The organism is Streptomyces sp. NPDC033966, assembly GCF_055575955.1.
On record NZ_JBVIRQ010000007.1, the window covers coordinates 1 to 23,960 of the forward strand.

At 74.3% G+C, this 23,960-nt stretch carries 22 protein-coding genes and 1 pseudogene; 10 read left to right on the forward strand and 13 right to left on the reverse strand.

Annotated elements, in window-relative coordinates; all coding sequences use genetic code 11:
- Positions 1–130: 130 nt before the first annotated feature.
- Genes ACZ518_RS20790 through ACZ518_RS20800 form a run of 3 tightly spaced genes read left to right on the forward strand, consistent with a single transcriptional unit; the run spans position 131 to position 2,574 of the window.
- Positions 131–922, forward strand: coding sequence for an ABC transporter ATP-binding protein (locus tag ACZ518_RS20790; RefSeq protein WP_469114467.1), 792 nt, complete (start codon positions 131–133; stop codon positions 920–922).
- Complete coding sequence (locus tag ACZ518_RS20795) at positions 909–1,805, forward strand: ABC transporter permease (RefSeq protein ID WP_469114468.1); 897 nt, start codon at positions 909–911, stop codon at positions 1,803–1,805. Before ACZ518_RS20790 ends, ACZ518_RS20795 begins: the two co-directional genes overlap by 14 nt.
- Before the next feature lie 7 nt (positions 1,806–1,812).
- Positions 1,813–2,574, forward strand: a complete 762-nt coding sequence (locus tag ACZ518_RS20800) for a sirohydrochlorin chelatase (RefSeq protein WP_469114469.1) — start codon at positions 1,813–1,815, stop codon at positions 2,572–2,574.
- Between the two features lie 40 nt (positions 2,575–2,614).
- Here the strand turns inward: ACZ518_RS20800 and ACZ518_RS20805 are convergent, their stop codons facing one another.
- Positions 2,615–3,616, reverse strand: a complete 1,002-nt coding sequence (locus tag ACZ518_RS20805; RefSeq protein ID WP_469114470.1) for a ketopantoate reductase family protein — start codon at positions 3,614–3,616, stop codon at positions 2,615–2,617.
- A 44-nt stretch (positions 3,617–3,660) separates the two neighbouring features.
- On the opposite strand from ACZ518_RS20805, the gene ACZ518_RS20810 reads away from it, so the two are divergent.
- Positions 3,661–4,512 carry an aldo/keto reductase gene (locus ACZ518_RS20810; RefSeq protein WP_469114471.1) on the forward strand — a complete coding sequence of 284 codons (852 nt, stop codon included), beginning with the start codon at positions 3,661–3,663 and terminating at the stop codon, positions 4,510–4,512.
- A gap of 124 nt (positions 4,513–4,636) precedes the next feature.
- On the opposite strand, the gene ACZ518_RS20815 is transcribed toward ACZ518_RS20810, so the two are convergent.
- Positions 4,637–5,200 carry a DUF1697 domain-containing protein gene (locus tag ACZ518_RS20815; RefSeq protein WP_469114472.1) on the reverse strand — a complete coding sequence of 188 codons (564 nt, stop codon included), beginning with the start codon at positions 5,198–5,200 and terminating at the stop codon, positions 4,637–4,639.
- Between the two features lie 46 nt (positions 5,201–5,246).
- Positions 5,247–6,532: pseudogene (gene mgt, locus ACZ518_RS20820) on the reverse strand (macrolide-inactivating glycosyltransferase).
- A gap of 115 nt (positions 6,533–6,647) precedes the next feature.
- Here mgt and ACZ518_RS20825 point away from each other — a divergent pair.
- Positions 6,648–7,511, forward strand: coding sequence for a phosphotransferase enzyme family protein (locus ACZ518_RS20825; RefSeq protein ID WP_469114473.1), 864 nt, complete (start codon positions 6,648–6,650; stop codon positions 7,509–7,511).
- Positions 7,512–8,034: 523 nt separating this feature from the next.
- Here the strand turns inward: ACZ518_RS20825 and ACZ518_RS20830 are convergent.
- Entirely contained in the window at positions 8,035–8,754 is a 720-nt protein-coding gene (locus tag ACZ518_RS20830) for an exonuclease domain-containing protein (RefSeq protein WP_469114474.1), read from the reverse strand.
- A 168-nt stretch (positions 8,755–8,922) separates the two neighbouring features.
- A complete protein-coding gene (locus tag ACZ518_RS20835; RefSeq protein WP_469114475.1) occupies positions 8,923–10,206 on the reverse strand; it encodes an SAV2148 family HEPN domain-containing protein in 1,284 nt (427 codons plus the stop codon).
- Between the two features lie 317 nt (positions 10,207–10,523).
- Here ACZ518_RS20835 and glgX point away from each other — a divergent pair, with 317 nt between their 5' ends.
- The gene (glgX, locus tag ACZ518_RS20840) at positions 10,524–12,638 is read left to right on the forward strand and encodes a glycogen debranching protein GlgX (RefSeq protein WP_469114476.1); all 2,115 of its coding nucleotides are present in this window, start codon (positions 10,524–10,526) and stop codon (positions 12,636–12,638) included.
- Here glgX and ACZ518_RS20845 read toward each other — a convergent pair.
- Positions 12,623–13,945, reverse strand: a complete 1,323-nt coding sequence (locus tag ACZ518_RS20845; RefSeq protein ID WP_469114477.1) for an MFS transporter — start codon at positions 13,943–13,945, stop codon at positions 12,623–12,625. The two genes, glgX and ACZ518_RS20845, sit on opposite strands and share 16 nt — an antisense overlap.
- An 82-nt stretch (positions 13,946–14,027) precedes the next feature.
- Here ACZ518_RS20845 and treY point away from each other — a divergent pair, with 82 nt between their 5' ends.
- The gene (gene treY, locus ACZ518_RS20850) at positions 14,028–16,352 is read left to right on the forward strand and encodes a malto-oligosyltrehalose synthase (protein WP_469114478.1); all 2,325 of its coding nucleotides are present in this window, start codon (positions 14,028–14,030) and stop codon (positions 16,350–16,352) included.
- Positions 16,353–16,363: 11 nt separating this feature from the next.
- On the opposite strand, the gene ACZ518_RS20855 is transcribed toward treY, so the two are convergent.
- The 3 genes from ACZ518_RS20855 to ACZ518_RS20865 form a co-directional block, all read right to left on the reverse strand.
- The gene (locus ACZ518_RS20855; protein ID WP_469114479.1) at positions 16,364–17,461 is read right to left on the reverse strand and encodes a serine hydrolase domain-containing protein; all 1,098 of its coding nucleotides are present in this window, start codon (positions 17,459–17,461) and stop codon (positions 16,364–16,366) included.
- A gap of 169 nt (positions 17,462–17,630) precedes the next feature.
- The gene (locus ACZ518_RS20860) at positions 17,631–18,089 is read right to left on the reverse strand and encodes an RICIN domain-containing protein (protein WP_469114480.1); all 459 of its coding nucleotides are present in this window, start codon (positions 18,087–18,089) and stop codon (positions 17,631–17,633) included.
- An 18-nt stretch (positions 18,090–18,107) separates the two neighbouring features.
- Positions 18,108–18,692, reverse strand: coding sequence for a hypothetical protein (locus ACZ518_RS20865; RefSeq protein WP_469114481.1), 585 nt, complete (start codon positions 18,690–18,692; stop codon positions 18,108–18,110).
- 212 nt (positions 18,693–18,904) lie between these two features.
- Here ACZ518_RS20865 and ACZ518_RS20870 point away from each other — a divergent pair, with 212 nt between their 5' ends.
- Positions 18,905–19,705: a helix-turn-helix domain-containing protein gene (locus ACZ518_RS20870; protein ID WP_469114482.1), complete on the forward strand. Its 801-nt coding sequence runs from the start codon at positions 18,905–18,907 to the stop codon at positions 19,703–19,705.
- A 59-nt stretch (positions 19,706–19,764) separates the two neighbouring features.
- Positions 19,765–20,115 (forward strand): hypothetical protein, encoded by a 351-nt coding sequence (locus ACZ518_RS20875; RefSeq protein ID WP_469114483.1) that lies wholly within the window; start codon positions 19,765–19,767, stop codon positions 20,113–20,115.
- Here ACZ518_RS20875 and ACZ518_RS20880 read toward each other — a convergent pair.
- On the reverse strand, positions 20,066–20,722 hold the full coding sequence (locus tag ACZ518_RS20880; RefSeq protein ID WP_469114484.1) for a hypothetical protein: 657 nt from the start codon (positions 20,720–20,722) through the stop codon (positions 20,066–20,068). The two genes, ACZ518_RS20875 and ACZ518_RS20880, sit on opposite strands and share 50 nt — an antisense overlap.
- Positions 20,723–20,823: 101 nt before the next feature.
- On the opposite strand from ACZ518_RS20880, the gene ACZ518_RS20885 reads away from it, so the two are divergent.
- A complete protein-coding gene (locus ACZ518_RS20885) occupies positions 20,824–22,059 on the forward strand; it encodes a M14 family zinc carboxypeptidase (RefSeq protein WP_469114485.1) in 1,236 nt (411 codons plus the stop codon).
- Here the strand turns inward: ACZ518_RS20885 and ACZ518_RS20890 are convergent.
- Genes ACZ518_RS20890 through ACZ518_RS20900 form a run of 3 tightly spaced genes read right to left on the reverse strand, consistent with a single transcriptional unit; the run spans position 22,041 to position 23,938 of the window.
- Positions 22,041–22,499 carry a GNAT family N-acetyltransferase gene (locus ACZ518_RS20890; protein WP_469114486.1) on the reverse strand — a complete coding sequence of 153 codons (459 nt, stop codon included), beginning with the start codon at positions 22,497–22,499 and terminating at the stop codon, positions 22,041–22,043. The two genes, ACZ518_RS20885 and ACZ518_RS20890, sit on opposite strands and share 19 nt — an antisense overlap.
- Before the next feature lie 59 nt (positions 22,500–22,558).
- Complete coding sequence (locus ACZ518_RS20895) at positions 22,559–23,326, reverse strand: DUF6193 family natural product biosynthesis protein (RefSeq protein ID WP_469114487.1); 768 nt, start codon at positions 23,324–23,326, stop codon at positions 22,559–22,561.
- Between the two features lie 39 nt (positions 23,327–23,365).
- Complete coding sequence (locus ACZ518_RS20900; protein WP_469114488.1) at positions 23,366–23,938, reverse strand: FHA domain-containing protein; 573 nt, start codon at positions 23,936–23,938, stop codon at positions 23,366–23,368.
- Positions 23,939–23,960 lie beyond the last annotated feature (22 nt).

Below are 23,960 nucleotides of genomic sequence, written 5' to 3' on the forward strand. Positions count from 1 at the left end.
GACCTGACCGGCATCTACGACCTGACGCTCCTGAACAAGGTCCTCAAGGCCGCCGGCAAGCCCGAGGTCTCCGACGCCGGCCTCGGCGCCAAGTAATCCCGTAGTCCAGCAACCCCAGGAGGTGACGACCATGGCCACCACTCTCGCCAAGGCTGCCGAGGGCGCGGTAGCGGAGCAGACGCACGCCGCCCGCATCGAGCACGTCTCGAAGTCCTTCTCCGGCCCGGCCGGATCGCAGCTCGTCCTGGACGACATCAGCCTCGATGTCGCTCCCGGAGAGTTCGTCACCCTGCTGGGGGCCTCGGGGTGTGGGAAGTCCACCCTGCTGAACCTGGTCGCGGGCCTGGACAAGCCGTCGGCGGGGTCCATCGAGACCCTCGGCCGTCCGGCCCTGATGTTCCAGGAGCACGCCCTCTTCCCGTGGCTCACCGCCGGCAAGAACATCGAGCTGGCCCTGCGGCTGCGCGGGGTCGCCAAGGCCGAGCGCAGGCCCGAGGCCGAACGGCTGCTGGAGCTGGTCCGCCTCGGCGGCGCCCACGGCAAGCGCGTCCACGAACTCTCCGGCGGCATGCGCCAGCGCGTCGCCCTCGCCCGGGCCCTCGCCCAGGACAGCCGCCTCCTGCTGATGGACGAGCCCTTCGCGGCCCTCGACGCCATCACCCGCGACGTCCTGCACGGCGAACTCACCCGCATCTGGGAAGAGACCGGCCTGTCCGTCCTCTTCGTCACCCACAACGTGCGCGAGGCCGTCCGCCTCGCCCAGCGCGTCGTCCTCCTCTCCTCCCGCCCCGGCCGGGTCGCGAAGGAATGGACCGTGGACATCCCGCAGCCGCGCCGCATCGAGAACGCGGACGTCGCGGAACTGTCCCTCGAGATCACTGAACACCTGCGTGGGGAGATCCGCCGCCATGGCCAGCACTGACACCACTCCGAAGGCCACGGCGAAGACGGACGACCTGGCCGGCCTGGAGGCCGGCCTCGACGCCCTCGACGCGGTCCAGACCCACCGCACCCCGGTGCGCGAGGTCCTCACCAAGAAGGTCCTGCCCCCGCTCCTCGCCGTCGCCCTGGTGCTGGTGGTCTGGCAGGTGCTGGTCTCGGCGAAGGTCACCGAGGAGACCAAGCTCCCCGCCCTGTCCGCGGTCTGGGACAGCCTGTCCGAGATGTGGCTCAAGGGCACCCTGCTGGAAATCATCTGGACCTCGGTCTCCCGGGGCCTCCTCGGCTTCCTCCTCGCCCTCGCGATCGGCACCCCGCTGGGCCTGCTCGTCGCCCGGGTGAAGTTCGTCCGTGCCGCGATCGGCCCGATCCTCCAGGGTCTCCAGTCGCTGCCGTCGGTGGCGTGGGTGCCGCCCGCCGTCCTCTGGTTCGGCCTCAACGACGCCATGATGTACACGGTGATCCTGCTCGGCGCGGTGCCGTCGATCGCCAACGGCCTCGTCTCCGGCATCGACCAGGTCCCGCCGCTGTTCCTGCGCGCCGGCCGCACCCTGGGCGCCACCGGCCTGCGCGGCGCCCGGCACGTCGTCATGCCGGCCGCCCTGCCCGGCTACGTCGCCGGCCTCAAGCAGGGCTGGGCCTTCTCCTGGCGGTCCCTGATGGCCGCCGAGATCATCGCCAGCTCCCCCGACCTGGGCCTCGGCCTCGGCCAGCTCCTGGAGAACGGCCGCAACAACATCGACCTGCCGGGCGTGTTCCTCGCGATCATCCTGATCCTGATCGTCGGCATCGCCATCGACCTGCTGATCTTCAGCCCCGTCGAGCGCTGGGTCCTGCGCAGCCGCGGCCTCCTGGTCAAGAACTGAGCACCCGATGTCCCGCGCACTTCTGGTCATAGCCCACGGCAGCCGCGATCCGCGGCACGCGGCGACCGTGCACGCCCTCGTCGGGCGGGCCCGGTCGCTGCGGCCGGGGCTCCGGGTGGAGACGGCCTTCCTGGACTTCAACGGGCCGACCGTCTCCCAGTCCCTGGCCTCCCTGTACCTCTCGGGCGTACGCGAGGTGGTGGCCCTGCCGCTGCTCCTCACCAGGGCCTTCCACGCGAAGGCCGACATCCCGGCGGTCCTGGCGGAGTCGGCCGTCCGCCTCCCCGACCTCTCGGTCCGGGTCGCGGACGTCCTGGGCCCCCACCCCCTCCTGGTGGCCTCCCTGGAGCGCCGCCTCGCCGAGGCCGGCCTCGGCCTCACCCCGGCGGACCGCGCGACGACCGGTGTCGTCCTCGCGTCCGCCGGCTCCACAGACCCGGAGGCGATCGCAGTGATCGCTGAAATCGCGCGGGAGTGGCGGCACACCGGTTGGTGCGCCGTGCGGCCTGCGTTCGCCTCCGCTGCCCTTCCCCGCACGGAGGACGCCGTACGCGCCCTGCGCGCGGAGGGCGCCCGCCGCGTGGCGGTCGCCCCGTACGTGATCGCCCCGGGTTTCCTCCCGGACCGCATCACGGCGGGCGCCGAGGCGGCGGGCGCGGACGTGATCGCGCCCGTCCTGGGCGCCACCCCGGAACTGGCCCGCCTCCTCCTCCACCGCTACGACACCGCGGCCCCGGCCCGCACCCCGCGCCAGGCCCTGACGGCCTGAGGCGCCGTCCCCGTCCCCATCGCCGGGGACGGCGGACCGGTCAGCCGCGGGCGGCGGCCTCGTCGGCCAGGGAGGTGAGGTCGGCGATGGACATCGCGCCCGGGGGCAGGCCTTCGCGGGCGAAGATGTTCGCCGCGTGGCGCAGTACGTCGTTGACCGGGGTGGGCACGCCGTGGAGCCGGCCCAGCAGGGAGATCTCACCGTTGAGGTAGTCGGCCTCCACCGAGCCCGTGCCACGGGCGAGGCTCTGCCAGGAGGAGCCGCCGCGTACGCCCGCCGGCTGGTCGACCTTGCCGTCGCGGGCCGCCGACTGCTCGGCCTCGGTGACGTAGGCGATGCCCGCCGCGTCGAAGGCGGCCTTGCCCTCCCGGACGGCCCGCAGCAGCAGCGCCGCCTTGGCCGGGTCCGGCTCGGGGCCGGTGGTCGCCTGGATGGCGTTGCCCAGGTTGCCGAGCAGCTTCGCGTACTTCCACCGCATCACGTCCTCGACGACGGGCGCCTCGAAGCCCGCCCCGCCGAGGTCGGCGGCGACCGCCCGGATCCGCGCGTCCGATCCGCCGGCGGCCCGCCCCAGGTGCAGGATCCCGGTGAGCGGTGAGCACAGGGCCGAGACCACTCCCGGTTCCAGGAAGGTGGCGGGGAGCCAGACGCAGACCCCGTACACCCGCGAGAAGCGGCGGAGCGCGAGCCGTTCGCTCTCCACGCCGTTCTGCGCGCACAGCAGCGGCAGCCGCTGCGCGGCCGTGCCGCCTCCCGCGACCTCCGCGTCGCCCCACGCGTCCAGGGCCGCGATGGCGTCCTGCGTCTTCACCGCGAGCAGCAGTACGTCGTCGGCGCGCAGTTCGCCCAGCTCCGACGGGCCGGTGACCACGGGGAGCCGGTGGACGCGGGCGCCGTCGGCGGTGGTGAGCCGCAGTCCGTCCGCCTTCAGCGCCTCGGCGTGCGCGCCGCGCGCGACGAGGACGACCTCCCGGCCCGATTCGGCGAGGCGCCCGCCGATGGTCGCGCCGACCCCGCCGGCGCCGATGATGATGTAACGCATGCCCCGAGCCTGACACACCCGTGACGCCCGGATACGGTCGGCCCATGATGGACTCGACGTTCCTCCTGGGCGGGGACCTGCCCGTACGCCGCCTCGGACTCGGTACGGGCGGGCTGGTCGGCGCCGGCTACTGGGGCCCGCGCGGCAGCCGCGCCGAGGCCCGGGCACTGCTGCGCGCGGCCGTGGAGCGGGGCGTGACGCTGATCGACACCGCGGACAACTACGGGCCCGGTCTGGCCGAGGAGTTGGTCGCCGAGGCCCTGCACCCGTACGGGGAGCGGCTGGTGGTCGCCACGAAGGGCGGGGTGGTGCGCACCGGGCCGGACGAGTGGCACGTGGCGGGCCGTCCCGGGGAACTGCGGCGGATGTGCGAGGCGAGCCTGCGGCGGCTGCGGGTGGAGCGGATCGACCTGTACCAGCTGCACCGCTTCGACCCGGCGGTGCCGATGGCCGAACAGCTGGGCGCGCTCGCGGAGTTGCGGGCGGAGGGGAAGATCCGGCACATCGGCCTGGACACCGTCACGGCCGAACAGCTGAGCCTGGCGGTGGAGTCGGCGCCCGTCGCCGCCGTGCAGAACCCGTTCAACCTGCTGGACCGGTCCTCCGCCGACGTGCTGGCGCTGTGCGAGGCGCGGGGGATCGCCTTCCTGCCGTACTACCCGCTGGGCAGCGGGGCCCTGACCCGCGAGGGTGCGGCCGCCGTCGCGGAGGTGGCCGCCGCGCACGGGGCGACCCCGGGGCAGGTGGCGCTGGCCTGGCTGCTGCACCGCTCCCCGGTCCTGTGCCCGACGCCGGGCACCGGTTCCCCGGCGCACCTGGCGGAGAACCTGGCCGCGGCCTCGCTCACCCTGTCCGTCGGTGACCTGGCGCTGCTCGACGCGGTGGGGGCCGGTTAGGGACGCAGGTCCACCCGGGTGGCACCGCCAGGGAGGACAACGTGGCCGCGGCCTGCGGCCGAGGGGATCGACGCCGAGGGCCACGGGACCGTGGGGCCGGCGGCGCACTGAGCCCGTCCCGTGCTCACGGGCGGGTCAGCTCCACGAGCTTGACGACGGTGTTCCAGTTGCGGGTGGTGACGTCCAGGCCCTTGACGACGGCGGGCCGGGCGAGGGCCTCTGCCAGTTTGGAGCGGCCGAGGCCGTCCGGGGCGTAGAGGTAGAGGACGCGGTCCCCCAGCCGGTACTCCTCCGGGAGGTACGCGGCGCCGTCGAGCGCGGCGAAGCGCTCCGGTCCGGGCTGTTCGGAGAAGAAGGTGGCGTGGAGCTGCCTGCCCTCCAGTTCGGCCGCCGGGAACGGGCAGGCCGCGGCGACGGCCGCGAGGTGGTCCCCGTCGACGACGAGGCAGGGCACCCGGAAGCCGAAGTGGGCCTCGATGGCCGTCTCCAGGCCCCGGGCGAGGGCGGTGGGGTCGGCCTCCGCGCTGCTGAAGACGGCGTTGCCGCTCTGCAGGTACGTCCGCACGTCGCCGTGGCCGAGGCCCTCCAGTACGGAGCGCAGCTCGGCCATCGGGACCTTCTTGTTCCCGCCGACGTTGATGCCGCGCAGGAGGGCGGCGTACTTCTTCGTACTCGCTGTCTTCGTCATGGCCGCACCCTAGGGCCTGTCCGGTGGATCAGGCCCTAGGGGGTGGCTACGACAGTGCGGCCTCGATGAGGTCGGCGGCCTGGCGCGTGCCGCCCTCGGCGGCCATGGCGGCGCGGACGGCCTCCGCGCGGACGGCGACCTCGGGGTCGGCGAGCAGGCCGAGGACGGCCTCGCGCAGGGTGGTGGCGTTCGCGTCCTCCGCGTCGACGCGCCGGGCGACGCCGAGGGCGGCCAGCATGTCGGCGTTGCCGAACTGGTCGACGGCCTGCGGCACGGCGACCATCGGGGTCGCGGTGGCCAGGCCCTCCTGGCTGCCGCCGGCGCCCGCATGGGTGATGAAGGCGTCGGCCTGGCGCAGGATGTCCAGCTGGGGGACCCAGCGGTGGACCTCGACGTTGGCGGGGACCTCCCCGAGTTCGGCTTCGTCGGTGAACTTGCCGATCTGCAGGACCACGTGCCAGTCGGGGAGGCCGCCGAAGGCCTCGATGCAGGCGCGGTAGAAGGCGGGCCGCTTGGTGAAGGCGGAGCCGAGGGAGACCAGGAGCACCTTCTTCCCCTCGGCGGAGGCGGGCCGCTCCCAGGTGCCCTGGGTGGCGCTGCGGTCGCCCTGGCAGGCGCCGACGAAGGTGTAGACGGATTCGTCGACCCGGTCGGCGTGCGGCTGGAGGACGCGCGGGATCAGGACGATGCTGCGCCGCGGGCGGCCGGTGAAGCGGTCGGAGTCCTCGTCGATGCCGTTCTCGTCGAGCCAGGCGCGGAAGCGGGCGTAGTACGCCTGCCCGCGCCCGGAGGCGCGCAGCTGCGCCGTCATCGGGGCGGCGACCTCCTCCTCGTAGCCGGTCCAGGCGACCAGGTTCGGGGAGAGGGAGATCTCGGGGACGCCCCAGCGGCGGGCGAGGACGCTCGCCGGGTAGGCGGTGATGTCGTGGATGACGAGGTCGGGTTCGTCGCCCTCGAAGGCGGCCGCGAGCTGCGGGAGCGCCTGGACGGCGTCGTCGAGGAAGGGTTCGAGGTAGTCGATGAGCTCGGTGCCCCAGGCCTCGGGGTCGTCGTCGGTGGGCAGGGTGGACTTCCAGATCACCGGGGTGGCTCCGGTCTCCGCGATCTTCTCGGCGAAGGAGGCGGGGATGGCGTAGCTGACGCGGTGGCCCCTGGCGACGAGCTCCCGGATCACTTCGATGCTCGGGTTCACGTGCCCGGGGGCGGCGATGGAGAACATGGCGATGTGTGCGGGCCTGGCTGCTGAAGTCATGACCCGACCGTAACGAGACGAGACGTCTCGTGCAATCGGAAAGGGGTCGGGCGGGCCACCCTGCCCGAAAATCGACGCATCGGCCGATTCCCGGCCCTCCAGGGGCCCGGGCCGGGAATGCGAGACTGGGCGGACTCACCGTGATCACTGCGATCACGGCGATGACGACGATCCGGCGAAGGACGAGACGAACGCATGGACGAGGCGCGGGCCAGGGACGTACTGGCGGAGGCGGGACTCGCGGGCACCGGGGCGGACCGCCCGGAGCTGCTCGCCTTCGGCGAGAACGCCGTCTTCGCGGCCGGCGGCCTGGTGGTCAAGGTGGGCCGCGAGGCGGCACTGCTGGCACGGGCCGAGCGGGAACTCGCGGTGGCCGGCTGGCTCGCCGAGGCCGGGATCCCGGCGGTCCGGGCCGCCGAACCGAAGCCCCGGCTGGTGGACGGACACCCGCTGACCCTGTGGCACCGGCTGCCGGAACCCACCCGCCCGGCCGGCCCCGAGGACCTCGCGGCGCTGCTGCGGCCGCTGCACGCGCTGCCCGCGCCGTCCTTCGCGCTGCCCGCGCGGGACCTGCTGGGCGGGGTCGAACGCTGGCTCCGGCTGGCCGGCGAGGCCGTCGACCCCGAGGACGCGGCGTACCTGCGCGCCCGGCGCGACGCCTACGCCGGCGAGGTCGCCGGGCTCACCCCGCACCTGGCTCCCGGCCCCATCCACGGGGACGCCCTGCCGCGCAACGTGCACGTGGGCCCGGACGGGCCGGTCCTGGTCGACCTGGAGACGGTGTCGGCGGACCTCCGGGAACACGACCTGGTGGTGATGGCCCTGTCCCGCGACCGGTACGGGATGCCCACCGCCTCCTACGAGGCCTTCGCGGCCGCGTACGGATGGGACGTACGGGAGTGGCAGGGCTGCGCGGTCCTGCGCGGCGCCCGCGAGACGGCGAGCTGCGCGTGGGTCGCCCAGCACGCCCCCGCCAACCCCAAGGCCCTCGCCGAATTCCGCCGCCGCGTGGCCTCCCTCCGCGAAGGCGACACGGAAGCCCGCTGGCACCCCTTCTAGTGCTGTGGCCGGGAAGGTGTGCCGGGTCGCGGTGTCCGGTGCGGTGCATCGCAAGGCGGAGGACCGCGGCTCGTACTGGACGTACTTACGCGGTCCGACAACGCGGCGAGGTGCCGTGCCGGGCACCACGACCCGGTGGACCTTCCCGGGCACGGCACCAGGGCCTGTCCGGTGGATCAAGGTCGGCCCCGGCCCTGATCCACCGGACAGGCCCTAAAGGGTCACGCCGCCGGCCGGGGCGGTGGGAGGCGACGGCGCGGCATGCCGCCGGGGCGGCGGGCAGGCGGACCGCGCGCGGGCCCGGACGGCGGCGCCCCGTGGCGGCGGCCAGGGCTCGCCCGGGGCGGCCCGCCGTCGTCCCACGCACCGGAATCCGGCCGTTCGTCCACCCCCCTGCACGCAGGCCCCGGACACACCACCGGCTTCCCCGGCTCCCGCACGGGAACCACCACCGCGGCGTGCGCGGCGGCCCCCGCTTCCCGGACTCCACGCCGGGCACCGCGACGCCCCGCCCGGGCCGGGCTCAGGCCGGGACCGGCCCCCGTAGCGGCCACGCCGTGTCGATCACCGCGTCCGGGCTGCCCTGGCGGCGCAGGTAGGACTGGAAGTCACGGGCCCAGCGGGCGTGCCAGCCGCCCTGCCGGTCGTGCAGCTCCGCCGGGCTGAGCGCCGCGACCTCCGGGTGCCGGGCGGCTATCGCCCGGGCCACCTGGACCGCCGCCAGCGCGTCGGCCCCCGCGTCGTGCGCGGCGTCGAGGGTGACCCCGTACACCCCGCACACCGCCTCCAGCGTCCGCTTGCCGCGCCGGAAGCGGTCCACGGCCCGGTCTATCGTCAGCGGGTCCACCACCGGCCCGGTCTCGGCCCCGCCCAGCCGGTCGGCGAGCGAGGGCAGCCCGTACCGGGCCAGCTCGGCCGAGAGCAGCGTCAGGTCGAAGGCCGCGTTGTAGGCGACCACCACGGCACCGCCGCGCCAGTGCTCCACCAGCGCCGCCGCGACCTCCTCGGCGACCTCCCCCGCCGGGCGGCCCTCGGCGACGGCCCGCTCCGTGCTGATCCCGTGGATCGCCGCGGCCTCCCCCGGGATCGGTATCCCCGGATCCGCGAGCCAGCCGCGCCGCGCGCGCACCTCACCGCCCCGCACCTCGACCACCGCGGCCGTCACGATCCGGGACTCCCCCGGCTCCGTGCCGGTCGTCTCCAGGTCGAATCCGACCAGCGCTCCCCCGTGCCACGCCTCCATGACGCGCCCCTCCCCCGTGTTTCCGGTCAACGCGTTTCAGCCTGCCACGAGGCACTGACACCCGGCCGGGGCACCCCCCGGGTGCCGGCCCGGACCCGGCCTGGTACGCCCGGCCCTCACGCACCGGTCTCACGCACCGGTCTCACGCACCGGTCTCACGCACCGGTCTCACGACACGGGCCGCGAGTCCTCCCACACCGACTCGAACTCCTCCCGGTACGTCTGGAACAGCCCGTGGTCGGCGTCCTTCGGCACTCCCCGCCCGCCCCCGCGCAGCACCAGCACCGGTGCCTCCATCCCCCGGGCCCGCCGCAGGTACGACTGGACCACCGCGATGCCCGAGGACTGCCCCTCCACCAGGTAGGCGGTGAAGCGCGGCGTCTCGTCGAAGACGTGGATGTCGAAGCGCGACGGGTCCTTCAGGCCCGCCCTCACCCTGCGCACGTGCAGGATGTTCATCTCCACCGACCGGCTCAGCTCGCCCTTGCGCAGCCCCAGCTCCCGCTCGCGCCGCTTGACCGCGCTGCTCGCCGGGTTCAGGAACAGCAGCCGCACCCGGCAGCCCGCCTCCGTGAGCCTGACGAGCCTGCGGCCCGAGAAGTTCTGCACCAGCAGGTTGAGACCTATGCCGATGGCGTCGAGCCGCCGCGCGCCCCCGAACAGGTCCTCCGCCGGCAGGTTCCGCTGGAGCCGCACCCGGTCCGGGTGGACCGAGATGACGTCCGCGTACCGGTCCCCGACCAGGTCCTCGACGGCGTCGATCGGCAGCCGGTCCGCCGAGGGGCTGCCCGCGCCGGCCCCGAGCACCTCCAGCAGCCGCGCCGAGGCGCGCTCCGCCTGCTCCAGCACCGCCCGCGACAGCGCCCGGTTGCGGGAGACCACGTTCCGGGTGACCTCCAGCTCGTCGAGCGCCAGCTCGATCTCGCGCCGGTCGTCGAAGTACGGCTCGAAGCAGGGCCAGTGCTGGACCATCAGCTCCCGCAGCTGCGGGAGCGTCAGGAAGCTCAGCACGTTGTCGTCGGCCGGGTCGAGGAGGTAGCCCTTGCGCCGGCTGACCTCGCGCACGGCCACGGCCCGCTGCACCCACTCCTGCCCGGCGGGGCCGGCCGCGGCGACGACCCAGTCGTCCCCGCCGTGCACCGGCTCGTAGACGGGCCGCAGCACCGCGCCGACCACCGACCGCAGCCGCTGCTCGATGAGGTTCAGCCAGATGTACGCACGGCCCGCGCGCTGGGCCCGCGTACGGACCTCGCTCCACGCGTCCGTGCCCCAGTCCAGCTCGGCCCCGGCCCGCGCGTCCCCGGCCGCCTGCGGGGCCAGTGACACCGCCGCCCCGGCCGCCGCCGTGCCCGGCACACCGCCGGACGTACCGCCCGAACCGCCCGCGGCGTCCACCGGGCCACCCTCGTGACCGCTGTCACCAGGGGGCAGCTCCAGACCTCCCGAGCTCACCCGTGCACCGCCTTCTGCGTCTGGACGCCCGTCTCCAGTGATCACGGAAGGGTACTCCGCGCACGCGGCCCGACGCAGCCCGAAGCCGTCCCCTTTGACCTCAGGTCCCCTGGTCCGGCTGTCCGTTGACCCATTATGTGATGCCCGGACAGTCCGTTGACCCGCATATCAGCTCTCCGGTTCACCCATCGGCAGCATTCCAAGTCCACGCGTGCGGACCCTCTTTCGGGGAAGATCTGGCAGAGACGTGAGCCGCGCAGGTCCAGCCGGACCGTGCGCCGGACCGAGCCGGACCAGGATGGGAAGAGTCGTTAGCCATGCAAGTCTGGCCGGGTCAGGCGTATCCGCTGGGCGCCACGTACGACGGCGCGGGCACCAACTTCGCCGTCTACTCCGAGGTCGCGCGGCGCATCGAGCTGTGCCTGCTGCACGACGACGGCTCGGAGACCGCCGTGGAGCTGCGCGAGACGGACGCCTTCGTGCGCCACGCCTACCTGCCCGGGATCATGCCCGGCCAGCGGTACGGGTTCCGCGTGCACGGCCCGTACGAGCCCGAGCGCGGGCAGCGCTGCAACGCGGCGAAGCTGCTGCTGGACCCGTACGCGCGGGCCATCAGCGGGAAGGTGTCCTGGGGCGAGGAGGTGTACGGCTACCACTTCGGCCGGCCGGACTCCCGCAACGACCTGGACTCGGCCCCGCACACGATGAGTTCGGTGGTGGTGAACCCGTACTTCGACTGGGCCAACGACCGGCCGCCGCGCCACGAGTACCACCACACGGTGCTGTACGAGGCCCACGTGAAGGGCCTGACCATGCGCCACCCCGACCTCCCGGAGGAGCTGCGGGGCACCTACGGGGCGCTCGCGCACCCGGCGGTGATCGGGCACCTGGCGAAGCTCGGGGTGACGGCGCTGGAGCTGATGCCCGTGCACCAGTACGTCAACGACCACCGCCTGGTGAACGACGGGCTCAGCAACTACTGGGGCTACAACACCATCGGCTTCTTCGCCCCGCACAACGGCTACGCCTCGGGGGACCGGGGCCAGCAGGTGCTGGAGTTCAAGTCGGCGGTACGGGCGCTGCACGAGGCCGGGATCGAGGTGATCCTGGACGTGGTCTACAACCACACCGCCGAGGGCAACCACCTGGGCCCGACGCTGTCCTTCCGCGGCCTCGACAACGCCTCGTACTACCGGCTCGCGGACGACCCCCGGCACTACACGGACACCACCGGCACCGGGAACTCGCTGCTGATGCGCTCCCCGCACGTGCTCCAGCTGATCATGGACTCGCTGCGGTACTGGGTGACCGAGATGCACGTGGACGGCTTCCGCTTCGACCTCGCGGCCACGCTGGCCCGGCAGTTCCACGAGGTGGACCGGCTGTCCTCGTTCTTCGACCTGGTGCAGCAGGACCCGGTGGTCAGCCAGGTGAAGCTGATCGCGGAGCCCTGGGACCTGGGCGAGGGCGGCTACCAGGTGGGGAACTTCCCGCCGCTGTGGACCGAGTGGAACGGCAAGTACCGCGACACCGTCCGGGACCTGTGGCGCGGCCAGCCGCGTACGCTCGCCGAGTTCGCGGGACGGCTGACGGGCTCCTCGGACCTGTACCAGGACGACGGGCGGCGACCACTGGCCTCCATCAACTTCACCACCTGCCACGACGGCTTCACCCTGAACGACCTGGTCTCGTACGACGAGAAGCACAACGAGGCCAACCGGGAGGGCAACCGGGACGGCGAGACCCACAACCGGTCCTGGAACTGCGGGGCCGAGGGGCCCACCGAGGATCCCGGGATCCAGGAGCTGCGCGAGCGGCAGATGCGGAACTTCACCGCCACCCTGATGCTCTCGCAGGGCGTGCCGATGCTCAGCCACGGCGACGAGTTCGCCCGCTCCCAGGGCGGCAACAACAACGCCTACTGCCAGGACAACGAGCTGTCCTGGGTGGCCTGGCCCGAGCCGGGCAAACCGCCGCCGTCGCTGCTGGAGTTCACCCGGCGGATGGTGTGGCTGCGCCGCGACCACCCGGTGTTCCGGCGGCGCCGGTTCTTCCACGGCCGGCCGGTGGAGGGCACGCACGACGACCTCTCCGACATCGCCTGGTTCACCCCGCACGGCGAGGAGATGCGGGCGCGGGACTGGCAGGCGCAGCACGCGCGGGCGCTGACCGTGTTCCTCAACGGGGAGGCGATCTCCGAACCGGGCACGCGCGGGGAGCGGATCACCGACGACTCGTTCCTGCTGATGTTCAACGCGGGCGCCGATCCGCAGGACTTCACCGTCCCGGCCGGGCACGGCGCGCACTGGAGGCTGATCGTGGACACGGCGCGGGCGGAAGTACTGCCACCCGGCACCGGGCCGCAGTACGCGGCCGGGGACCGGGTGGCCCTGACGGGACGGTGTCTGGTGGTGCTTCAGCGGCCGGCGTAGCCGGTCGAGGAGCCGGCCGCCGAGTCCTCGGGGGACGTGGTGCGCTGGGCCGGGATGAAGCCCTTGGCCGGGGCCGGGGCCGCCCCCACGGCCGGGGCCTGGGACCGGGCGGACGGCACCCGGGTCACGAGGGCGATGGCCAGGCACAGCGCGGCCGCGCCCACCGCCACGGCGAAGGCCCCGGCGGGCCCGTACGACTCGGCGAGCCGTCCGGAGACGGCCAGCGCGGCGGCCTGCCCTGCCACCAGGGAGCTGGCGGCGAAGGCCATCGACTCGGCGAGCCGGGCGGGCTCGACCACGCGCTCGGTGAGCGCGAACGCGGTGATCAGGTGCGGGGCGTACGCGGCCCCGAGGACGGTGACGACCAGGTACAGCGGCCACAGGGTCTCGGTGAACAGCAGCGGCACGGAGAGGAGCAGCGCGGCGCCGGTGGCCACCCGCCAGCGCAGCCGCAGCCCGAAGCGGGCGGGCAGCGCGCCGAGCGCGAGACCGACGGCGGCACTGACGACGCCCATGGCGGCGTAGACGATGCCGGCCTGTCCGGGGACGCCCAACCGGTCGGTGAGCGAGGCGATTCCCGCCTGGCAGGCGCCGAACATGGCGCCCTGGAGGGCGAGGGAGCCGCGTACGGCGTGCACCACGCGGGGCTGCCGGGCGGGCCGGGTGCCGGCAGCGCGCTCCGGCGCAGGGGCCCCGGCCGTGACGGCGGCGGTCGGGTGCAGGGCGTACGCGGTGCCGAAGACGGCCACGAGGGCGGCGGCGCAGCCGAGGGCGACGGCCGGGTGCGCGACGAGGGCGGCGAGGCCCACGAGGGCGGGGCCGAAGACGAAGGAGACCTCGTCGAGGGTGCCTTCGAGCGAGTGCACGGCGCCGACGGTCCGCTCGTCGGCCTTCGCGCGGTGCGCGAGCGCGACGGAGCGGGTGCGGGCGAGCGGCCCGATCAGCGGTACGGAGGCCCCGGTGACGGCGCCGATCGCGGCGAGCGGGGCGGTCGCGAGGCCGCCGAGGGCGCCGGCGACGAGCGCGGCGGTGGCGAGGGCGTTGACGGCGGCCGCGGTGAGGACGACGGGCCTCTGCCCGTGGCGGTCGGCGAGACGGCCGAGGACGGGTCCGAAGACCACCTGGCCGGCGGAGAGGGTGCCGCCGACGATTCCGGCGGTGGTGAGCGAGCCGCTGGTCTCGGCGACCAGCAGGACGCTGCCGAACTGGGACATCGCGACGGGCAGTCGGGCGAAGAAGGAGACGAGCGGGAGTAGGGGCCCGGTCAGGGCGATGACGTGACGATAGGTACTGACGGTTCCAACCACTTGATCGACACTAACGCGGCGCAGTCACCCGGATGCATTGGGTAATGGCACGGAATCGTGCGGGCTGGGTACGTACGTTCTCATGAGCCTGGGGTATTCAATCAGCCAATCGGAATCCGACGTTCAGACGCCGGTCGTTCCGGCGTCGACCTACCGTCTCCAGCTGGGCCCGCGCTTCACGTTCGCGGCGGCCGAGGCAGCCGTACCGTACCTCTCCTCACTCGGCGTGTCACACCTGCACCTGTCCCCCGTACTGGAGGCGGTGCCGGGCTCGGAGCACGGGTACGACGTCACCGACCACGCGCGGGTACGGGCCGAACTGGGCGGCGAGCGGGGTCTGCGCGCGCTCGCGGCGGCCGGACGGGCCCACGGGCTCGGACTGGTCCTCGACATCGTCCCCAACCACATGGCGGTACCGGTGCCGCTGCGGCTCAACCGGCCCCTGTGGGAGGTGCTGCGGGAGGGGCCGCACTCCCCGTACGCGCGGTGGTTCGACATCGACTGGGAGGGCGGCGGGGGGCAGGTCCTGCTGCCGGTGCTGGGCGGGGACGGGGAGGCGGGCGAGGTGGTGGGCGGCGACGGGGACGGGGACGGGGAGGCGCTGCTCCGGTACGGGGCCGTGGAGTTGCCCCTGCGGGCCGGGACGGCCGGACTGCCGATGCCGGAGCTGCTGGCCGCCCAGTGGTACCGGGCCGCGTGGTGGCGCGAGGCCCGGACGGACCTCAACTACCGCCGCTTCTTCACCATCACCGACCTGATCGGGGTGCGGGTGGAGGATCCGGTCGTGTTCGCCGCGAGCCATGCGAAGGTGCTCCAGCTGGTACGGGACGGGGTGGTGGCCGGCCTGCGGATCGACCACGTCGACGGGCTGGCGGATCCGGAGCAGTACCTGCGGCGCCTGCGGGCCGCGACCGGGGACGGCTGCTGGGTGGTCGTGGAGAAGGTCCTGGCCCGCCGGGAGCGGCTGCCGGCTTCCTGGCCGGTGGCCGGCACCACCGGGTACGACGCGCTGCACCGGATCGACGGGGTGTTCACCGACCCGGCGGGGGCGGGGCGGCTGGCCCGCGCGTACGGGGAGTCCGGCGGCGGCCCCGCCTCGTGGGAGGAGACCGCCGCGGCCGCGGCGCGGGAGGTGCTGACCGTCGACCTGGCCGCCGAGCTGGGGCTGCTGGAGCGCTGGGCCGGGCCGGAACTGGCGGACGCAGTACGTGAGTTGCTGATCGCCTCGCCCGTGTACCGGACGTACCCGGGCGGGCCGGGACCGTCGGCGGCGACCCTGGAGCGGGCCGCCGCGCAGGCGGGGGCCCGGGCCGTGGAGGGCGTACGGGCGCTGCTGCTGCGGGATCCCGCCTTCGCGGCGCGCTTCGCCCAGACCTCGGCGGCGCTGCGCGCCAAGTCCCTGGAGGACCGGGCCTTCTACCGGTGGGCGCCGCTGCTGTCGGCCACCGAGGTGGGCGGGGAGCCCGGGGACCCGGCGGTGTCGGTCGCCGAGTTCCACGCGTACTGCGCGGAGCTGGAGCGGGACTGGCCCGCCTCGGGGACGGTGCTGTCCACGCACGACACGAAGCGCAGCGCGGACGTCCGGGCCCGGATCGCGGTGCTGTCACAGGCCCCGGAGGCCATGGGGGTGCCGGACGGGCCGAACGGCCAGGCCGGGGCGGCCCGCTCGGCCGGGGCGGATCCGCGGCTGGCGTGGGTGGCCCGGCAGAGCGCGCTGGGCCTGGGCGCGGTGCCCGAGCGGGAGTCCCGGCTGGCGGCGGCCCTGCTGAAGGCCGCGCGGGAGGCGGGGGTGCACACCTCCTGGACCGACCCCGACGAGGGGTACGAGGCGGGCATCGCGGACCTGGTGCCCCGGGAGGCGGTGGAGCTGCCGCCGGAACTGGCGGAGGCGGCCCGCGCCAACCTGCTGGGGATGACCCTGCTGCACCTGGCGATGCCGGGGGTGCCGGAGGTGTACCAGGGCTCCGAGTACGAGTACAGGGCGCTGGTCGACCCCGACAACCGCCGCCCCGCCGAGTTCCCCCGGGAGGCGCTGGCCGCCCTGGACGCCGGCGCCGCCCCGCCGGACCTCGCGCGGGAGAAGCTCGCGCTGACGGCGGCCCTGCTGCGGCTGCGCCGCGACCGGCCCGGGCTGTTCACCGGCTACGCCCCCCTGCCGGCCCGGGGCCCGGCGGCCGGCCACTGCCTGGCCTTCGCCCGCCCGGCCGGCCTCGTCGCGGTGGCCACCCGGCTCTCGCACCGTCTGGCGGCGGCGGGCGGCTGGCGGGAGACCTCCCTGGAACTGCCCCCGGGACGCTGGCGGCGCGTGCGGGGTCCGGAGGGTGCGGGGGGCGCGGCGTACGAGGGGCGGGTGGCACTGGCGGAGCTGCTGGAGGGGCTCCCGGTGGCGCTGCTGGTGCGGGAGTAGGGGGCGGCCCGCTACGCGCCCCGGCACAGGGCGGTGTCCACGAGCGCTTCGACGTGCTTCGTGGTCGCTCCGTCGACCGGGTCGATGGTCACCGCGACGTTGGCGGCGCGGCCGTCTTCGGTGACTCCCCCGCGGGTCTCGTAGCCGGTGATGTCACCGCCGTGGCCCCAGGAGAGGCCGCCGCACGACAGCGTCCGGCTCATGAGGCCCAGGCCGTAGCCGGCGCCGCTGTCGCCGAGGGGGATCGTGGTGCGCATCTGGGCGAGTTGGTCGGGCTGGAGGAGGTCGCCGGCCAGGAGCGCGGTGAAGAAGCGGTTGAGGTCGGCGTTGGTGGAGATCATCTGGCCCGCCGCCCACGCCGCGGAGGGGTCGATCTCCGTGACGTCGTACACGGGTGCTCCCGGCGAGTCCTGGTGGTGGCCCTCGGGGTGGGGCCCCCGGATGGTCAGGTCACCGGGGGCGGGGAAGTAGGTGTGGCGCAGTCCGGCGCGCCGGACGACCCGCTTGTCGATCTCCTCGGCGAGGGGGCGGCCGGTGATCTTCTGGACGATCAGGCCGGCCAGTACGTAGTTGGTGTTGCTGTAGGCCCAGCTGGTTCCGGGAGGGAAGGCGGCCTTGTGCCGGAAGGCGATGTCGAGGATGTCCCGGGGTTCGAGGTACCGGTGCCGGATGATGTCGTCGGTGACGTCGGCCTCGTAGTCGGGCAGTCCGCTGGTGTGCTGGAGGAGCTGGCGGACGGTGATGCGGCTGCCGTCGATCCCTTCGCCCCGTACGAGGCCCGGGAGGTAGGTGTCGACCGGGGTGTCGAGGCCGATCCTCCCTTCGCCGACCAGTTGCAGGACGACGACGGCGGTGAAGGTCTTGGTGTTGCTGCCGATGCGTATCCGACCGTCCTCGGCGCCCGCGGTGTAGGTACGGGAGCGGCCACCGCGGTCCGTGACGGTGGCCAGCGCGCCGGGGACGTGGTCGGTCCGCACCAGGGCGTTCAGGCCCTGCTGGACGGGGTCCGGGCGGGCGGTGGCCGTCGCGGACGGCGCCAGGAGGCCGATGGTCACGGCGGCGGCGGCCGCCGCCCGTACGAGGGTCCTTCGCCGGGCCTGCTGGGGCATGGGGCAACTCCTGCGCAATGGTGGGGAGATCGGTGGGATCGGTGATATGCCCAGCATTTCCGTGTCCGGCCGCCGGGGCGATCCTGCTGCCCGGAGGGCGGGGGGTGGGGATATCCCCCGCCGACGGTGGGCCCGGCCTCCCCCGGGGAGGAGGCCGGGCCCGGGGTGGTCAGTGCCAGGTCTGGTAGGGGCTCTTCTGGGCGTGGGTACCGCACGGGAAGGTGCGCAGGTGGTGCTGGGGGCTGTCGTCCAGGCACAGGCCGGTCGCCTGGTTCCTGAGCTCGACGGCGCCGTCCGGGTAGCGGTGGACGATCCAGCTCTCGTCCTTCGCCTTGTCACACGGCTGGGCCGAGGCGGTGCCGCGCGGGTGGTCGGTGAGGCAGAGGCCGGTCTTGCGGTTCCTCAGCTCGCGGGTGCCGTCGGCCCACTGGTGGACGTTCCACTTCTGGTGGTCGTTGCCCAGGCAGGAGTACGTGCGGACACCGGCGTCGCTGTCGTCCAGACAGGCCGAGGTCGCGGCGTTGCGGAAGGTCTGGACGCTGTCGGGCGCGGCGGCCCCGGCGGTGGTGGCCGGGGCCAGGGCGGTGGCGAGCAGGATGCCCGCCAGGAGGGTCGTACGGATGCTCATGCTGATGTCGCTCCTCGGTCAGCCGGTGATGTTGACGGGTCGGTAGGCGTGGTAGCCGTCGCGGCCGTTCACGCCGTAGGAGTGCCGCTTCCAGCGGGTGCCGACGCCGCCCGCCTGCTCGTAGGACTTGTAGGCGGTGTGCGCGCTGTCGGCCCAGCCGTCGAAGATGACGACGTGGCGGAAGTCGGGGCTGTTGCTGTCGGCCTTGATGACGAGGTCGCCGGGCGCGAGGTCCTTCATCGCGATGCGGCGGGTGAAGCCGTCGTTCTTGAGGGAGACGGTGTTGGGGCCGGGCTTGCGCAGGCCGAGGGTCATGGAGACGTAGCCCGAGCAGTCCTGCCGGTAGCCGTCCTTCCAGTACTTGTTCTGGCCGTAGGGCACCGGACGGCCGTTGTCGGCCGTCAGCCAGGTCTTGGCCCGGGCGATGACCTGCGCCCGGCTGACGCGGGGAGCCGCCTGTCCGGGGGCGGCGGGGGCCTGGGCGGTGGCGGCCGCGGGGGCCGGTGCGGCGGGGGCCTGTGGCGCGGTCAGCGCGAGGGAGCCCAGGGAGAGGATGGTGGTCAACGCGGCCGTGGCCACGCGGCGGGTGAGGTTCAAGGACATGCCCGTTCTCCGATTTCCGGCAGGGGAACGCAGGGGAAATGCGCCCGTCCGGCGCTGATGGGGATCGCCGCTCACTCGACTGGGAGCCGGCTGGTGCCGAGTCTGCGCGGGTCCGGCGGGGCCTCGCAACGGTGTCCCGTTTGCTTCGCCCGAGTCGGGATCCCTAACCTTCTGACCTGCTGGGACATGACCATCCCGGGACAGGGGCGAGCATGGCGGACGTCGACGGGCGCAGCCCGGGGCAACAACTGGGTGGTGCGCTGAGGGCCCTGCAGCAGCGGTCCGGCCGTACGCTGCGCTCGCTGGAGTCCGAGGTGATGATCAGCGACTCCTCGCTCTCCCGCTACCTGCGCGGCAGTACCGTCCCGCCGTGGAACACCGTCCGGGACCTGTGCCGGGCCCTGGGTGCCGATCCCGCGGAGTACCGGGCGCTGTGGGAGGCGGCCGACCGCAGCCAGCCCGCGCCCCCGGCGCCGGCCCCGGCGCCCCCGGTCTCCCCGTGGTGGCGGGGCCGCTGGACGTGGCCGGCCGTCGCCGCCCTGGTCGGGCTGCTCCTGGGCGCCGCACTGTGCCGGGTCTTCCTGGTGCCGTCCGCGCAGGCCCCGGCGGAGCCACGGGCCGGGGCCGAGGCCGCGGCCGCGTCACACGACGTGGTGCGGATCTTCGTCAACCGCTCCACGGGCAGCTGCCTGGACCACAGCCTCGACCAGGGCCTGCGGGCCTTCCCGCCCAACGGCATGAGCTACCAGCGCTGGACCCTCCATCCCCTCGCGGACGGCACTGGAGCCGGCACGCTGAGGAACCATGCCACCGGCGCCTGCCTGGACGGTGACGGCACCGGTCTCGCCGCCCGCTCCTGCGGCACGTCCCCGTCCCAGAAGTGGACCGTCACCGCGTTGCCCGACGCGTCGGTCGAGGTCAGGAGCAAGACCACCGGCCAGTGCCTGGACGACGGCCCCGCGGGCCTCCGCCTGCGCCCCTGCGACCGGTCGGACCGCCAGAAATGGGGCTGACTCCTGCGGGGTGGCCGAAAACGGATCACGGTCCGGGCGGGCCTCGTTAGGTTCGTTGCATGCCTTCCACACTTCTCATCGGCTACGAGCCCCAGGCGATTCCCGGTATCGACGGGGCGGCACTTCAGGCAGCGCTCGACGCGGAGCTCGCCCGGTTCGGGGAGCACGGGATCGACGCGGCCATGGAGCTGGTCGTCCACGACGAGGCGGTCGAGTCCACCCTCATCGCCGCGCTGACCAGGAAGCCGTGGGACGTCGTGATCGTCGGGGGCGGGATCCGCAAGTCCGAGCACCTGCTCCCGCTGTTCGAACTCATCGTGAACCTGATTCCCCGCCACGCGCCCCAGGCCGCCATCGCGTTCAACTCCACGGTGGGGGAACTACTGGAGGCGGCTCAGCGACAGCTGTGAGCCGGGCGGTGAGGGAGGTGACGTGCTCCGGCCGGGCCAGGACGGACATCGCCGCCTCCTGAGCGCGCTGGAGCGCGGCGGCGTCCCGGCGCAGCCGGCGAAGGCGCGCGTTGATCCGCGGCCGCGTCCGCCACGGGTGCCACAGGGTCCGGAGCAGGAGTTGGGCCGTGGCCCGCCGGTACTCCTCGGTCCGCGCCGTGAGTTCTTCGAGCGGCTCGCCCAGGACACCGCCCAGGCGGAGGTCGGCCAACCTGACGGCCTCGCACCGCAGGGCCCGTTCCTCGGCCCCTCCGGCGAAGTCCAGGACCCTGCGCGGTATGCCGGCCGAGAGCGCGGCCACCACGAGTTCCGAGAGTGCTTCCCGCTGGACGTGCCCGGCGTCGCGGCCGTCCTCCAGGACCACCGTGACGGGCGGGCGCGACCTGCTCCCCCGCCGGGCCGGCACGATGTCGCACACCCCGTCGCGCACCGCCGCGACGCGGAGGAGCTGCTGCATGACCGACGCGCGCAGCTGCCGGCGTTCCTGGTTCCGGGAGAGGTGGTTGGTGACCGCGCCGCCGACGACGCCGCCGGCCGTGGTGTACGCCAACTCGATCCATCCGGGCACGGTCCGAGCGTAGGCGTGCCGCCGGCGGCGGGGAAGAGCGCCCCGAACGACGGCACACACATTCGGCGCCCGGGGAGCAGTAGCCGGCCGGTGTGGCGGGCATGGCACAACATGTGACCCTCCTCCGTGACATGCGCTACCCCACCCCGCACGAACTCGCCCTGGCCGGACGGGCGCTGGCGGACGAGCACCCCGGGCGGGTGCGGATGCGGCAGGCCGGTGTCTCCCGGGGCGGGAGGCCGCTGTGGCTGCTCTCCGTCGACGGGCGGCGCGAGGGGCCCCGCGAGGTGCTCGTCGTCGCCGGGGCCCATGCCAATGAGCCCGTCGGCGGGGCGACCGCGCTGGACCTGGCCCGGCGGGTGATCCGGGCCGGGGGCGGCGGGGCCGGCTGGCACTTCCTGCTCTGCGCCGACCCCGACGGCGCCGACCTGCACCGCACGCCGCGCCCGTGCTCGCTGCTGGACTACCACCGCAACTTCTACCGCCCGCCCGGGCCGGAGCAGCCCGAGTGGGCGCCGTCCCTGCTCCCCCCGGACCGGCTCCCGCCCGAGACGCGCGCCCTGACCGCGCTCCTCGACGAACTGCGGCCCGCCCTGCAGGTCTCCCTGCACGGTACGGACCTCGGCGGGTCCTGGGTCCAGCTGACGCGCGACGTGCCCGGGCTCGCCGAGCCCTTCGGGAAGTCGGCCGCCGAGCTGCGGATCCCGGTGGAGACGGGGGCCTCCGACGCCGCCGGGTGGGGCTCCCCCGGGCCGGGGATCTTCGTGATGCCGCAGGACGGGAGCGAGGACACCCGGCGCAGCACCTGGTGCCACCGCCGGCGCGGGACCACCGCGATCGTCGAGGTGCCCATGTGGGCCTCCGACCTGGTGGACGACCCGGCCCCGCACCCCGACCCGCGGGGCGCCCTGCGCGTGCTGGCGGAGCGGCTGACCGGTGAGGCGGCACGGGTGGCGGGGCTGCGGGAGGGGGTCCCGGCCGCCGGTCCGGGCGCCGCCGCGCTGCTGCGGGCGGTGGACTGGACGCTGGGGCTGATCCCTCAGGTCGCCGCCGAGTGGACGGCTCCCGCGGCGCCCGCGGAGGCCACCACGGCCTCCCTCGGCAGCATCGACGCCTTCGGGCGGCGGCTGTCGCTGCGCGCCGCCGCGATGCTGCTGCGCGTGCTGCGGGCCCAGGCGCATCCGGCGGCGCCCGGCCTGGACCGCCTGGTGACGGGGTGGTGCGAGGAGTTCTCGGCCCGCTTCCAGGCTCGTTGGATACCGGTGGCCACGCAGGTGGAGCACCAGTCGCGGACGGTCCTGGCCGCGTACCGCTGTCTTCAGACCGGCCAGGCGTAGCGCTGCTTGGGGCGGGAGCCGGCGCCGAGGCGGTCGTAGAAGCGGATCGCGCCCTCGTTCCAGTCGGGGGTCTGCCACTCGACGTGTCCGAGGCCGAGCTCGCGGGCGAGGCCGGCCACGGCGGCCATCAGGGCGGCTCCGAGGCCGTGGCCCCTGGCCTCCTCGGCGAGGTAGAGGCAGTCCATGTGGAGGTAGTGGCGGGCGTCCCAGAACGCGAACTCCTCCGAGCAGGCGGCGTATCCGGCCACGGCGCCGCCCGGGGTCTCGGCGAGCAGCACCCACAGCCGGGCGTCCTCGGCGAACAGCAGGGGGCCGAGGCGCTCGCCGAGGCCGGCGGGCCGGGGCGCCGACTTCTCGTACGCGACGTGCTCGTGGATGAGCTCGGTGAGGCGCGGGAGGTCTTCGGGGCGGGCGGGGCGCACGATGCCGGTGTGGTCCATGAGGGCATCCTGCCGGGCCCCCGGCCGGGGGCAAAGCGGGAACCGGCGGGTTCCGCCGGTCAGCCGTCGGTCTCCTCAGTCCGCTGCCGGACCGTCCCCGCCGTCACCGGGCCCAGCCCGGCCGGCAGGTGGCGCACCACGGCCGCCACCGCCTCCTCGGCCGTCGTGGTCTCGGCGTACACGTCGCCGCCCAGGAAGCCGCGGCTGACGGTGTACCGGTCGGCCGCGTGCGTGAGCACGCAGGGCCCGGCGATGGTCAGGGACGGCCGGGTCGTGGTCGAGAACCGCAGCACCCAGTGGCTGGTGAACGGGAAGAGGGCCCGCAGGACCGGCTCCCGGTACGCCGCCTCGACGAGTTCCCGGTACCCGGGTCCGCCCTGCTCCGCCGCCTCCACCCGCATGTGCTGCCACTCGGATTCGGTCAGCCGGGCCGGGTCCCGGTCCGGCACCTCGAAGCGGCCGGTCAGGCGTACGAACGGCGCGGCGTCGCGGACCTCCTCGAGCGGCGCGCCGTCGTACCAGGCCCGCGCGGCCCTGGCGAGCTGCACCAGGTCGTCGGTGCGGCCCTCGACGAGCGCCATGTTCTGGAAGGACTCCTCGCCGCGGACCGACCACCTCCGCTCGGCCGCCCACGCGCTGATGTGCAGGGGGTGCCGGATCGGCGACCCGCTCTCCACGGAGGCGTGGCCGAGCGGCTCGGAGTGCGAGGGATCGGTCACGGGGAAGGCGAAGCCGCCCTCTTCCGCGACGGCTCGCAGGGCGGCGGCGAGGCTGCCCCGCGCGGCGACGTCGGGATAGAGGTCGGCGGGATCAGGTCGGTGGTTCACGGCCCCGATTCTGCCTCCTCGGCGCGCGCTCCCGGCCGCTCAGTCCTGCGAGAGCCGGAAGCTCATCCGCCCGAACCCCACCTGGTCCCCCGGCCGCACGACCGCCGCGCCCGTCACCCGGCGCCCGTTGACGGTGGTGCCGTTGGTCGAGCCGAGGTCGCGCAGCAGCCAGATCCCGTCCCGCATGCTCAGCTCGGCGTGCGCCCGCGAGACGGTCTCGTGGCTGAGCCGCAGCCCGTTGCCCGGGTCGCGGCCGATGCGCAGCGGGCCGCCGGCCGGGTGGGGGAAGAGCAGCTTGGGCAGGCGTTCCACCTGCCAGGCGCGGCGTACCCCGGCGGAGACGGCCGAGGCGCGGCCGACCCAGCCGAACAGCCGGCTGGTCCACGGCGCTTCGGCGCCGATCGGGCCCGGGCGCGTCTGGAGGTCGGCGAGGAGCGGGGCGAGGTCCTCGGACCGGCGGGCGACCAGCGCGAGCTCCATGCGGCGCAGGAAGGTGTCGTGCGACAGCTTCCCGAGGGCCGCACCCTCCCTGAGCTGGCCCAGCGCCCGGTCCCGCTCGGCGTCGGAGAGCCGCGGGGCGGGGTAGGCGGGGAACTCGAAACTCGACGTCACAGGGTGATTGTCGGCCCGTCGG

What these genes read in the sequence shown, in the direction of transcription:
- ACZ518_RS20825 (WP_469114473.1), top strand. Translation starts at nt 6,648, where the DNA reads ATGGACGAGGCGCGGGCCAGGGACGTACTGGCGGAGGCGGGACTCGCG.
- treY (WP_469114478.1), top strand. Translation starts at nt 14,028, where the DNA reads ATGAGCCTGGGGTATTCAATCAGCCAATCGGAATCCGACGTTCAGACG.
- ACZ518_RS20805 (WP_469114470.1), bottom strand. Translation starts at nt 3,616, where the DNA reads ATGCGTTACATCATCATCGGCGCCGGCGGGGTCGGCGCGACCATCGGC.
- ACZ518_RS20815 (WP_469114472.1), bottom strand. Translation starts at nt 5,200, where the DNA reads ATGACGAAGACAGCGAGTACGAAGAAGTACGCCGCCCTCCTGCGCGGC.
- ACZ518_RS20865 (WP_469114481.1), bottom strand. Translation starts at nt 18,692, where the DNA reads ATGTCCTTGAACCTCACCCGCCGCGTGGCCACGGCCGCGTTGACCACC.
- ACZ518_RS20855 (WP_469114479.1), bottom strand. Translation starts at nt 17,461, where the DNA reads ATGCCCCAGCAGGCCCGGCGAAGGACCCTCGTACGGGCGGCGGCCGCC.
- ACZ518_RS20885 (WP_469114485.1), top strand. Translation starts at nt 20,824, where the DNA reads ATGGCACAACATGTGACCCTCCTCCGTGACATGCGCTACCCCACCCCG.
- ACZ518_RS20860 (WP_469114480.1), bottom strand. Translation starts at nt 18,089, where the DNA reads ATGAGCATCCGTACGACCCTCCTGGCGGGCATCCTGCTCGCCACCGCC.
- ACZ518_RS20830 (WP_469114474.1), bottom strand. Translation starts at nt 8,754, where the DNA reads ATGGAGGCGTGGCACGGGGGAGCGCTGGTCGGATTCGACCTGGAGACG.
- ACZ518_RS20810 (WP_469114471.1), top strand. Translation starts at nt 3,661, where the DNA reads ATGATGGACTCGACGTTCCTCCTGGGCGGGGACCTGCCCGTACGCCGC.
- ACZ518_RS20875 (WP_469114483.1), top strand. Translation starts at nt 19,765, where the DNA reads ATGCCTTCCACACTTCTCATCGGCTACGAGCCCCAGGCGATTCCCGGT.
- ACZ518_RS20790 (WP_469114467.1), top strand. Translation starts at nt 131, where the DNA reads ATGGCCACCACTCTCGCCAAGGCTGCCGAGGGCGCGGTAGCGGAGCAG.
- ACZ518_RS20795 (WP_469114468.1), top strand. Translation starts at nt 909, where the DNA reads ATGGCCAGCACTGACACCACTCCGAAGGCCACGGCGAAGACGGACGAC.
- ACZ518_RS20800 (WP_469114469.1), top strand. Translation starts at nt 1,813, where the DNA reads ATGTCCCGCGCACTTCTGGTCATAGCCCACGGCAGCCGCGATCCGCGG.
- glgX (WP_469114476.1), top strand. Translation starts at nt 10,524, where the DNA reads ATGCAAGTCTGGCCGGGTCAGGCGTATCCGCTGGGCGCCACGTACGAC.
- ACZ518_RS20890 (WP_469114486.1), bottom strand. Translation starts at nt 22,499, where the DNA reads ATGGACCACACCGGCATCGTGCGCCCCGCCCGCCCCGAAGACCTCCCG.
- ACZ518_RS20870 (WP_469114482.1), top strand. Translation starts at nt 18,905, where the DNA reads ATGGCGGACGTCGACGGGCGCAGCCCGGGGCAACAACTGGGTGGTGCG.